General features: G+C 71.1%; 9 protein-coding genes and 1 pseudogene. 3 read left to right on the forward strand and 7 right to left on the reverse strand.

Annotation, left to right across the window (positions count from 1 at the left end; genetic code table 11):
- Nucleotides 1-138: 138 nt before the first annotated feature.
- Nucleotides 139-1947 carry a gamma-glutamyltransferase gene (gene ggt, locus AOK08_RS26360; RefSeq protein WP_055530556.1) on the reverse strand — a complete coding sequence of 603 codons (1809 nt, stop codon included), beginning with the start codon at nucleotides 1945-1947 and terminating at the stop codon, nucleotides 139-141.
- Nucleotides 1948-2050: 103 nt separating this feature from the next.
- Between ggt and AOK08_RS26365 the strand changes: the two genes are divergently transcribed.
- Both AOK08_RS26365 and AOK08_RS47595 read left to right on the forward strand, forming a co-directional pair.
- A complete protein-coding gene (locus AOK08_RS26365; protein WP_055530558.1) occupies nucleotides 2051-2824 on the forward strand; it encodes a hypothetical protein in 774 nt (257 codons plus the stop codon).
- A 39-nt stretch (nucleotides 2825-2863) separates the two neighbouring features.
- Nucleotides 2864-3043, forward strand: a pseudogene (locus AOK08_RS47595) (acyl esterase); the annotation flags it as partial.
- A 506-nt stretch (nucleotides 3044-3549) separates the two neighbouring features.
- Here AOK08_RS47595 and AOK08_RS26370 read toward each other — a convergent pair.
- From AOK08_RS26370 to AOK08_RS26395, 6 genes are all read right to left on the reverse strand, one after another.
- Nucleotides 3550-3990, reverse strand: a complete 441-nt coding sequence (locus AOK08_RS26370) for a DUF6278 family protein (RefSeq protein ID WP_055530560.1) — start codon at nucleotides 3988-3990, stop codon at nucleotides 3550-3552.
- A 73-nt stretch (nucleotides 3991-4063) separates the two neighbouring features.
- Nucleotides 4064-4843: an exodeoxyribonuclease III gene (locus AOK08_RS26375; RefSeq protein ID WP_055530562.1), complete on the reverse strand. Its 780-nt coding sequence runs from the start codon at nucleotides 4841-4843 to the stop codon at nucleotides 4064-4066.
- Nucleotides 4844-4880: 37 nt separating this feature from the next.
- Entirely contained in the window at nucleotides 4881-5513 is a 633-nt protein-coding gene (locus tag AOK08_RS26380) for an MBL fold metallo-hydrolase (RefSeq protein ID WP_055530564.1), read from the reverse strand.
- 88 nt (nucleotides 5514-5601) lie between these two features.
- Nucleotides 5602-6897, reverse strand: a complete 1296-nt coding sequence (gene pcaDC / locus AOK08_RS26385) for a bifunctional 3-oxoadipate enol-lactonase/4-carboxymuconolactone decarboxylase PcaDC (protein WP_055530572.1) — start codon at nucleotides 6895-6897, stop codon at nucleotides 5602-5604.
- A gap of 99 nt (nucleotides 6898-6996) precedes the next feature.
- Nucleotides 6997-7761 carry an alpha/beta fold hydrolase gene (locus AOK08_RS26390; protein ID WP_055530566.1) on the reverse strand — a complete coding sequence of 255 codons (765 nt, stop codon included), beginning with the start codon at nucleotides 7759-7761 and terminating at the stop codon, nucleotides 6997-6999.
- 72 nt (nucleotides 7762-7833) lie between these two features.
- Nucleotides 7834-8988, reverse strand: a complete 1155-nt coding sequence (locus AOK08_RS26395) for a hypothetical protein (protein WP_055530568.1) — start codon at nucleotides 8986-8988, stop codon at nucleotides 7834-7836.
- A gap of 360 nt (nucleotides 8989-9348) precedes the next feature.
- On the opposite strand from AOK08_RS26395, the gene AOK08_RS26400 reads away from it, so the two are divergent.
- Entirely contained in the window at nucleotides 9349-11034 is a 1686-nt protein-coding gene (locus tag AOK08_RS26400) for a ribonuclease J (RefSeq protein WP_055530570.1), read from the forward strand.
- Nucleotides 11035-11156 lie beyond the last annotated feature (122 nt).

Raw genomic sequence — 11156 nt, forward strand, 5'->3', positions numbered from 1 at the left:
GATCGAGGCGGGTCGGCCGTCCTCGGCGGAACGGCCGCCGCCCGCCGTTACGCCGAGGACGGCCGACCCGCCTCGATCGCCGTGCCGCAGCCGGCGCCCCGTGACTCAGGGGGCCGGGTGCTCAAGGCGCCGGGCGACTCAGGGGGCCGGGCGCACCACCATCGCCGATCCGCCGCCCCGGCGTACCGTCTCCGCCGCCGCCAGCCACTTGCCGTTCGGCAGGCGCTGTACGCCGGTTGCCGCGCCGATCTCGGGGTTGAGGCGGAAGCCGTGGCCGATCGCCTCCAGGCCGGTCCTCAGCTGGCTGTTCCACAGGGCCGGTTCGAGTTCGGTGGTGGTCTGGTTGCGCTGGCTCGCGCGCGGCGCGGCGATCGCGTCGACCAGCGGGAGCCCCCGGTCGAGGAAGCCCGTCAGGGTTTGCAGGACGGTCGTGATGATGCTCGCTCCGCCCGGCGAGCCGAGCGCCACCACCGGCCTGCCGTGCGCGTCCAGGACGATCGTCGGGGACATCGACGAGCGCGGTCGCTTCCCCGGGCCCGGCAGGTTCGGATCGTGGACGGCCGGGCTGGCCGGGGCGAAGGAGAAGTCCGTCAGCTCGTTGTTGAGGAGGAAGCCCCGGCCCGGGACCGTGATGCCGCTGCCGCCGGTCTGCTCGATGGTCAGCGTGTAGGACACGACGTCGCCCCACTTGTCGGCCACGGTCAGATGCGTGGTGTTCTCGCCCTCGTACGTCGTCGGCGCCGCGATGCCGGTGCTCGCGCAGGCCGCCGGGTGCCGCGGATCCCCGGGCGCGACCGGGCTGGTCAGCACGGCGTCGTCCTTGATCAGGCACTCCCGCGAGTCGGCGTACGACTGCGACAGCAGTTCCTTCGCCGGTACGTCCTCGAAGACCGGGTCGCCCACCCAGCGCCCCCGGTCCGCGAAGGCGATCCGGCTCGCCTCGATGTAGCGGTGCAGGTACCGGACCTCGCTCGCCTTCGAAAGGTCCGTCCTCTCAAGGATGTTGAGGGCCTCGCCGACCGTCGTGCCGCCCGACGACGAGGGTGCCATCGAGTAGACGCCCAGACCCCGGTACGAGGTCTTCGTGGGCGCCTGCCGCTTCGCCCGGTAGGCCGCCAGGTCCTTGAGCGACAGCTCGCCGGGACGCGCGTTGTAGCCCGAACCCGGGTCCACCGGCGGCCTGTTGACCGTGTCGACGATCTCCTTCGCCAGCTTCCCCCGGTACAGGGCACCGACGCCCTTGCGGGCCAACTCCGCGTACGTACGCGCCAGATCGGGGTTCTTGAACGTCGACCCGACCACCGGCAGCGCACCGCCCGGCAGGAACAGCTTCGCGGTGTCGGGGAAGTTCCTGAACCGTGTCTCGTTCGACGCGGTCTGCGACCGGAACGTGTCGTCGACCGTGAAGCCGTCGCGCGCGAGCCGCTCCGCCGGCTTCAGCAGCGTACCGAGCCGCTTGGTGCCCCAACTGTCCAGCGCCGCCTGCCAGGTCGCGGGGGTGCCCGGCGTACCGACGCTCAGTCCGCTGGTGACCGCGTCGGCGAACGCGATCGGCTGCCCGTTCTCCAGGAACAGGCCCGAGTCGGCCGTCAGAGGCGCCGTCTCCCGGCCGTCGATCGTCTGCACCGTACGGGACTTGGCGTCGTAGTGGACGAAGTAGCCCCCTCCGCCGATGCCGTTGGAGTAGGGCTCCGTGACCCCGAGCGCGGCGGCCGTGGCAACGGCGGCGTCCACCGCGTTGCCGCCCTCGCGGAGGATCTCGATCCCGGCGGCCGAGGCGTCCGCGTCCACGCTCGCCACGGCGCCGCCGTATCCGACGGCGACCGGGACCTTCCGCGGGGCCGGGTCCGCCGGTGCGGCGCCGGAGGGTGGCGCTGCCGCCCCCACCGAGACCACCGCTGCCGAAACCGCCAGGACCGCCAGACTCCGTGCGACAGGGCGACGCATCAATACCTCCAGTCAACGACCGTCCGCGCAGCGTAACTTCAACCTCGCGGTCCCGTAAGGGCCCCTCGAACACCGTTGCGGTCGACCGCTAGCATGCGCGCCCATGACTGACGATGTGCGCAATATCGTCCTCGGTGTGGTCGCGGCCGGTATCAGCGCAGCCCTCGGCTGGCTGGCCCGCACCTATCTGTGGAAACGCGGACTCCGCCGCAAGCAGGCCTTCTTCGGGCTGCCGGACAACTCCGAGTCGCTGCTCGTGGTGAACCGCGAGGCCGGTGGCCCCGAGTTGACGGTGACGCGGCACGACGTGTTCGCCCTGCTGGAGCTGGCCGCGCTCATCAAGGACTGCAACGCCCACGCCCAGGTCGTCGCCCACGACGCCGCGCGGCAGGGGTTCGGCGAGCGCACCGAGTTCTGCGTGGGCGGCCCGGCCTCCAACCGCCGTATGGCGGCGCATCTGCACACCCTGCTCCCCGGTGTCCGCGTCAACGTCGACGCCGAACCCGGCCCGGACCGCGGTGCCTTCCGGATCGGCACCGAGCACTACCGGATGGAGGGCGGCCGGAGCGAGTACGTGATCCTCGCGCGGCTCACCGCCGGCCAGAGCGCCGAAGCCCGGCCGGTCTTCCTCTTCTGCGGCCAGCGCGCGATCACCAACCAGGCTGCGACCCGCTACCTCGCCCGCAACCACGAACGGCTGGCCCGCAAACACGGCAACAACTCCTTCGTACTGCTCCTGAAGGTGGTCAACTCGCAGGCGTACGGACCCGATGTGGTCGACGTCGTCACGGACATCACCCGGGCCGCGCGAACCCCGCTGCCCGTACCGGCCGTCACTCCTGGGGACGCGCACAGCGACTCCCACCACGCTTCCTGAGACCTCCGCGGTCCTCTGTGCGGCTGGGCGTGCCCCGGAACCAAGGAGAGCGGCACCCTCGTCGCGCACCTCCGCGACGCGGGCCCGCTCGGCCTCGGCAGACCGGTCGGCCAGGTCGACCCGCTCTGCGTCGAGCACAACCCGACCGGCGCGCAGCTGACCTTCTGCCCGCCGGAGAGCGACCCCTCATGGGTGTCGGTACCCCCGCGCGAGCAGTGATCTCCGGCTGCAGCCGGGCGAGCGCATGCCCTCCTACCACTGCCCGCCTGGCAGCAGCGTCCCTGATTCGGCCGGCGCGAACGCCTCGACCTCCGTCCACATCCCTATTGGGATGAACAGCAAATCTTAGTCGAGGTTCGGCCCGGCCGGTCTTCCGACCCTGGCCACCGTCGGGAGGTTGACCGTCAGTCGGTTCACGGCATCCTCAACTCCCTTGACGGACACCGGTGTTGACTTCAGGGCCGCAGAATCTTGGCCCTCGGGGCCGTGGCATGTCCTGGAGGACACGCGGCTCACCGAAGCGTTTGTTGTCTTCATGCGGATCGATCAGCGGATCGACGGCCATGCCCAGCCCTACTCACTTCAGCTGTGTCGTGGTTGCCGCAAACTATCCAGACAACAGTGGAGTTGAAGAGCGACACGCACTTTTCGGGCAATAGCCGTATTTACGCCAGATGCCTCACCGGATGCCTCGCCAGACACCTCGCCTGGTGCCCGCCCGATGCCTACGCCTCCGCGACCTCCGCGTACAACTGCGACAGTTCGGGAGCGCCGCTGGACGCCCACGCGTGCCCGGAGGCGACGACGTCGAACTCACGGCCCGTCGGCAGCCGCACGACGGGGTGACCGTTCGGCCAGAGGTCCCAGACCGCGCCGGGGACCGTCCGCACGATGACCGTGCCGAGATAGAGGCCGGCGTCGTTGCCGAGCCAGGGCAGCGACTCCTCGTCGTCCCGCCAGCCCGGCACCAACTGGTCCAACGCCTCCAACGAGGCGGCGGAGTCGTCGAGTTCGACGCCCGCCCGGTGCGCCTGGGAGCGGAGCAGCTCGCACTCGGAGAGGAGCCCGGCGATCCCCTCGGGGTCGTGCTCCCCGCCGGAGAACACCGCCACACCTCGGGCGAGTCCGTGCCGCTTACGCCAGTTGCCCAGGAAAGGGATGTTCATACGTCCAGCCTGTCATTCGCACCGCCGACCGCACCACAGGGCGCGCGGGCCCAGGACCCGACGAGCGGGCCCGCTACACCTCCAGGTCCACCACCACGGGGGCGTGGTCCGACGCGCCCTTGCCCTTGCGCTCCTCGCGGTCCACGTACGCGTCCTTCACGGCCTGGGCGAACGGCTCGTTGCCGTAGACCAGGTCGATGCGCATGCCCCGGTTCTTGGGGAAGCAGAGCTGGCGGTAGTCCCAGTACGTGTACGGGTGGTCGTACTTCAGGGGGCGCGGGACCACGTCCGTCAGGCCCGTCTCGCGCAGGGCGGCCAGGGCCGCGCGCTCGGCCGGGGTGACGTGGGTGAGGCCCTCGAAGGCCGCCAGGTCGTACACGTCGTCGTCGGTCGGGGCCACGTTGTAGTCGCCCAGGACGGCGAACGGGCGGGCGCCCGCCGCATCGGCCGCGACGGCCGCTCTCAGGGCCTCGAACCAGCCGAGCTTGTAGGCGTAGTGGGGGTGGTCCACCTCGCGGCCGTTCGGCACGTACACCGACCAGACGCGGACCGGGCCGCAGGTCGCGGAGACGGCGCGGGGTTCCTCGACGCCCTCGTAGCCGGGGTCGCCGGGCAGGCCGCGCACCACGTCCTCCAGGCCGACCCGGGAGATCACCGCGACGCCGTTCCATCTGCCGGTCGCGTTGACCGCCACTTCGTAGCCCAGCTCGCGCAGTTGGCCGGCCGGGAACTGGTCGGCGGCCACCTTGGCCTCCTGGAGGCACAGCACGTCCGTGCCGGTGCTCTCCAGCCAGGCCAGCAGCCTCGGCAGGCGGGCGGTGATCGAGTTCACGTTCCAGGTCGCGATACGCATGCCCCACAACCTACCCGCCGGGTCTGACAACGCCGTCTCAGACCTCCGCCGACGTCCCCGCCGCGAGGCGCTGGTGGTCGGTGCCGCCCAGGCCGCCGACCAACCGGTCGTAGATCGGCCGGGCGAGGTCCGTGAGCAGGGCGTCGTGGATGTCGTACGCGCGCCGCGGCTCGACCTCGCGGACGTAGTCGATGACCTCGGAGAGTTTGCTCCAGGGGGCCATGACCGGCAGCAGCAGGGTGTCGACGGGGTGGTCGGGGACGGTGAGGGCGTCGCCGGGGTGGAAGACGGCGCCGTCGACGAGATAGCCGACGTTCGTGATGCGCGGGATGTCCGGGTGGATCACGGCGTGCAGTTCGCCGTGGACCTGGACGTCGAAGCCCGCGGCGCTGAACGTGTCCCCGTGGCCGACGGTGTGGACGCGGCCCGGGAAGGCCGCGGAGAGCTGCTCCGCGACCGCGGCGAGCGTCCAGATCTCGGCGGCCGCGTTCGCGTCGAGGGCGGCGCGCAGCCGCCCCTCGTCGAAGTGGTCCATGTGTTCGTGGGTGACCAGGATCGCGTCGGCGCCGACCCCGGCGTCCTCCTCGCTGAATCCCCCGGGGTCGAGGACGAGCGTCCGCCCGTCCTTCTCCAGCCGGACACAGGCATGGGACATCTTCGTGAGCTTCATGTCTCCATCCTGCCGCGTGGAACCGGGCTGTGAGCGGCGGGGGCCGTGGCCGGGGCCGCCGCCTTCGGCATCCGGACCCGCCTCCGGGTCACCCCTCGGGTGTCGTCTCCTCGCGGATGACCTGCTGGGCCACCTTGAACGCGCTGTTCGCGGCCGGCACCCCGCAGTAGACGGCCGCCTGGAGCAGTACTTCCCTGATCTCGGCCGGAGTGAGGCCGTTGCGGAGGGCGGCGCGGGTGTGGAAGGCGAGTTCGTCGAGGTGGCCGCCCGCGACGAGCGCGGTGAGGGTGACGCAGCTGCGGGAGCGCCGGTCGAGGCCGGGCCGGTTCCAGATCTCGCCCCACGCGTATCTGGTGACGAAGTCCTGGAAGTCCCCGGAGAACTCGTCGGCCTGCGCGAACGCCTGGTCGACATGGGCGTCGCCGAGCACTTCGCGCCGGACCTTCATCCCGGCCTCGTACGGGTCCGGACGGCCCAGCGCCTCGGGCTGCGGGGCGGGCGGCGCGATCTCCGCGAGGGGGGTGACCGGCTGCGGTGCGGTCAGGACCGGTCTGACCGGGGCCGCCGAGAGGGCGAACAGGCCGGTTCCGGCGTCGTACACCGGCTGCCAGGCCGTCGAGAAGTGACGTACGAGCAGGTCGGTGACGGCCGCGGGCTGCTCGACCGGGACCAGGTGGGAGGCGCCGGGCACCACCGCGAGGCGGGCGTCCGGGATACCGGCGACCAGGGTGCGGGCCTCGGCGGGTCCGGTGACCTGGTCGTCGGAGCCGACGATGACGAGGGTCGGCACACCGATACGGGCCAGTTCGCCCCGTACGTCGAAGGAGGCGAGCGATTCGCAGCCCCCGATGTAACAGCCGGGGTCGGTGGTACGGACCATCTGGACGGCCCAGTCGGTGATGGCGGGCTGCGCGGCGGCGAAACCGCTGGTGAACCAGCGTTCGGGGGCGGTACGGGCGATGGGGCCGAGCCCGTTCGTCCGGACGATCACCCCGCGCTGGCGGAACTCGTCCGCCGTTCCGAAGCGCGGCGAGGCGGCGATCAGCGCGAGCGAGGCCAGCCGCTGCGGGTGGCGCAGTGCCAGCTCGGCGCCGATCGCACCGCCGAGCCCGCAGCCCGCGTACCCGAAGCGCTGCACGCCGACCGTGTCGAGCGTGGCGAGCAGACGGGCGGCCAGCTCGGCGACCGACCCGGCGGGACGGGCGGGGGCACCGCCGTGCCCCGGCAGGTCGAAGCGGAAGACCCGCCACTGCTTCACCAGCTCCGGCACCTGCCGGTCCCACATGTGCCATGTGGCGCCGAGGGAGCAGCCGAGGACCAGGACAGGGGCGTCTTCCGGCCCGTCAAAGCGGTATTGCAGGGTGTTCGACGGTGTCTCACTCACGCCCAAGACCCTCTCACGTATCACAGACGCCCCTCCAACGGGGGATCGGCGGACACCGTCTCACGCAGGCGGCCTGCCCGGGACTTGCGGCAGTCGCGCTCAGCCGGCGGGCACCGTCTCGCGCAGGAATCCGGTCAGCAGGTCCGTCACCGCGGCGGGCCGCTCCATACTGGGGAGATGGCCGGCCCAGGGCAGTTCGAGGTGCCGGGCGCCGTCGAGCAGGCCCGGCAGCCGGGCCGCGATCTCCCGGAAGTCCGCCAGGTCGTGGCCGCCCGAAATCGCGAGACAGGGTGCCTCGATCGCTGACAGGTCGCTCTCCACCTTGTTCCGCCCGGCGCCCTCGGGGGCGGCCAGTTGCACCTCGAAGGCGTGCCGCTGCATCTCGCGCATCTCCTGCCTGACCGTCTCCTCGGCGTCCGGCCCCAGCCAGGTGTCCACGTTCAGTTCCACGGCCCCCGCGATGTCGCCCGCCTCGAGCAGCGCGTCCTCCCGCTCGCCGAACGCGCGCAGCTCGGCGGTGGGTTCATGCCCTGGCAGCGCGGCGCACAGCAGCGCCATGGCGGACACCCGCTCCGGACGGCGTGCGGCGATCTCCAGGGCGACCTGTCCGCCGTACGAGGAGGCGATCAGCGCCGCTCGCTCGATCCCGAGGGCGTCCAGCAGGTCCAGTACGTCCTCTGCGTCGTTGTGGCGTGCGTCCAGCAACGGAGTCCCGCCGAAGCCCCGGAAGTCGCAGCGCACCACCCGGTATCCGGCATCGGCAAGGGCCTGCCACTGCGGATCCCACATCCTTCGGTCGCACACCCCGGAGTGCAGCAGTACAAGGACGGGACCGTCTCCGGTCGCGTCGTGAGCGAGAGTCATACGGCAACCCTAGGACGCGACCGGTCGATCACATGACCGGCGTGCGGTGGTGTGACCTGCCCGGGGCGTGGCTCAGCGGGTCGAACGCTGGATCAGTTCGTACTGGGCGGCGGTGGACTCCCCGGTGAGCTGCGTGTAGCTGCCGACGGACCAGAACTGTCCGGTGCGGCCGGCGGGTGCGAGGGCCTCGATTTCGTATCCCTGGGTTTGGCCGCCAGGCACGGCGTCGCCCTCCACGGAGGTCCAGACCCGGTTCCGCAGGCGCCAGTAGAGGGCGGTGCCCTCGTAGCCGTAGGGGTCGCCCGAGACCCAGACGGTGCCCTTGCCGTCGCCGGTGATGGCACTGGCCTGCAGTCCGTCGACCGGCCCGGTGACATCACGCCAGGTGCGGCCGTTCCAGTGCAGCACCTTGCTCCGCTGCGGTTCGTCCTCGACGTATGGGGCGAGAGCGGTGACCCAGACGCTGTGGGCGGAATCCTGGTACACGGCCGTGATCCCGAGGTCGCTCTTGGCCGGCGCGGTCTCGGTCCATGAACGGCCGTTCCAGTGCAGGAGCACGGACCGGCTCCGCTGGCCGGCGTACGCGAACTGGCCCACCGCCCAGGCGTCGTGGGCGGTCCGCGCCTCGATGGCGCTGATGTGGACGCCCCTCGGGAGGGGTGTGCTCTGCCAGACACCCTGGGCGTAGGAGTTGATCGCGGTGTCGCTCACCAGCCAGGTCCTGCCGGGGGCGGCGGCGAGCTTCGCGAAACCGTAGCCCTGCTCCGCGGGCAGGGAGGCCTGCGTCCACCGCTTGCCGTCGTAATGGGCGAGCGTCTCGCCCTCCTGGTCCCAGCCGTACGCCCACACGTCGTACGCGGACACCGCGTCCACGGCGTGCCACACGCCGGTCGCCGACACGTCCGGGGTGGACTGCCGCTGCCAGGTCGCGCCGTCCCAGCGCAGGATGACGCCCTGGCCGTCGCCATGGACGTACTCGACTCCCACCGCCCAGGCATCGTCCGGACCGGCCGACGCGATGTCGAAGAGCGAGGCGCCCGAGAGGGTCCCCGCCAGGGAGGTGCGCCAGGCCGGGGCCTGGGTCCGGGGTTGGGCCCGGGTCTCGGCCCGGGGCGACGCGGCGGGTGCTCTGCCGTCCGCCGCCGCGATCGCGGCCGGGGCGACGGTCACCGTCGCCGCCGTGAGCGCCGCGACGATCGCGATCCTGAAGTGCACGCCCGTCTTCATGACTGCTCCCCGTTGTCTGCGTTGCCTGCGTTCTTCGCGTGGTTCGCGTTGTCTGCGGGGGTGTCGCGTGGGTCCGCGGGTTCGCCCCCGTGACTGTCCACTCACTCATACATGACCCTTGGTCCCGCCGGATGGTTGTGCCAACAGCGGCGCGGAGCACGGATGTTGGCCGGGGATCGGGTGTTCCCGCTCCGCCCCGGAGCGCGCCCGGTGACGGCTGCGACGGCATCCGGCAGGGCGGGCGCGTCGCCGCTGCCCGCATACGCGCACCCCCGTCGGCCGCCTCGGTCGCGCCGTTTTGACCTGGCTGGCCGGGCAGCCAGTGGATCTCCTCGGCGGGCTCTCCGGTAACGTCGGAATATGAGTCATCCACATCCCGAACTGAAAGCCGCCCCTCCCCTGCCCGCTGGAGGGCTGAGGGTCGTCGCCCTGGGCGGTCTGGGTGAGATCGGCCGCAACATGACCGTCTTCGAGCACGCCGGCAAGCTGCTCATCGTCGACTGCGGCGTGCTGTTCCCCGAAGAGACCCAGCCCGGCGTCGACGTGATCCTGCCGGACTTCACCTCGATCCGCGATCGTCTGGACGACATCGTGGCCGTGGTGCTCACGCACGGCCACGAGGACCACATCGGTGGCGTGCCCTATCTCCTGCGAGAGCGTTCCGACATCCCCGTCGTCGGCTCGAAGCTGACCCTGGCGTTCCTGGAGGCCAAGCTCAAGGAACACGGAATCCGGCCGCGCTCGGTGCGCGTGCGCGAGGGCGACCGGCGCAAATTCGGCCCCTTCGACTGCGAGTTCGTCGCCGTCAACCACTCCATCCCGGACAGTCTCGCGGTCGCCATCCGTACCGCGGCCGGCATGGTGCTGCACACCGGTGACTTCAAGATGGACCAGTTCCCGCTGGACGACCGCATCACCGACCTGCGCGCCTTCGCCCGCCTCGGCGAGGAGGGCGTCGATCTCTTCCTCACCGACTCCACCAACGCCGAGGTTCCCGGTTTCACCACCTCGGAGCGCGAACTGAACCCGGCGATCGAGCAGGTGATGCGTACCGCCCCGCGCCGGGTGATCGTCTCCAGTTTCGCCAGCCATGTGCACCGCATCCAGCAGGTCCTGGACGCCGCGCACCAGCACGGTCGCAAGGTCGCCTTCGTGGGCCGTTCCATGGTCCGCAACATGGGCATCGCCCGCGACCTCGGCTATCTGAAGGTGCCCAGTGGTCTCGTCGTGAGCACCAGGGAACTGGAGAAGCTGGCCGACCACAAGATCGCGCTGGTCTGCACCGGCTCCCAGGGCGAGCCGATGGCGGCTCTGTCCCGGATGGCCAATCGCGACCATGTGATCCGCATCGGCAAGGGCGACACCGTCCTGCTCGCCAGCTCCCTGATCCCCGGCAACGAGAACGCCATCTACCGGGTGATCAACGGTCTGACCCGCTGGGGCGCCCACGTCGTCCACAAGGGCAACGCCAAGGTGCACGTCTCCGGACACGCCAGCGCCGGTGAGCTCGTGTACTGCTACAACATCGTCAAGCCGCGCAATGTCATGCCCGTGCACGGTGAATGGCGGCACCTGCGGGCCAACGCCGACCTGGCCATCCGTACGGGGGTCGATCCCGAGCGGGTCGTCATCGCGGAGGACGGGGTCGTCGTCGACCTGGTGAACGGGCGGGCGACGATCACCGGCAAGGTGCCCGCGGGCAACGTCTACGTGGACGGCATGGAGGTCGGCGGCGCCACCGAGGCGTCCCTGAAGGACCGTGTCACCCTCGCGGAGGAAGGCGTGGTCACCGTGGTGGCGATCGTCGACGCCGACACGGGTGCCCTGGCCGAGACTCCCGACTTCCTGGCGCGCGGTTTCGTCCACGACGACTCGACCTTCGAACCGGTCATCCCCGTCATCGAGAAGACCCTGGCGACGGCGGCCCAGGAAGGCGTCGGCGACGCGCGCCAGTTGGAACAGCTCATCGCGCGCGCCGTGGCGAACTGGGCCTTCCGCACCCACCGCCGCAGGCCTCTCATCATCCCCGTCATCATCGACGCCTGACCGTCGGCCCCTCCCCCGCCGCTCTCCTGCCCTGCCGTGCCCCACCGGCAGGGCAGGACGGTTTTCGCGACCCCGTACGCGTACAGCTTCCGGTCACTGGAGCCCGGCCACCGGGCCACCGG

It is taken from the genome of Streptomyces graminilatus (genome assembly GCF_001418565.1).
GTDB classification, from domain to species: Bacteria; Actinomycetota; Actinomycetes; order Streptomycetales; family Streptomycetaceae; genus Streptomyces; species Streptomyces graminilatus.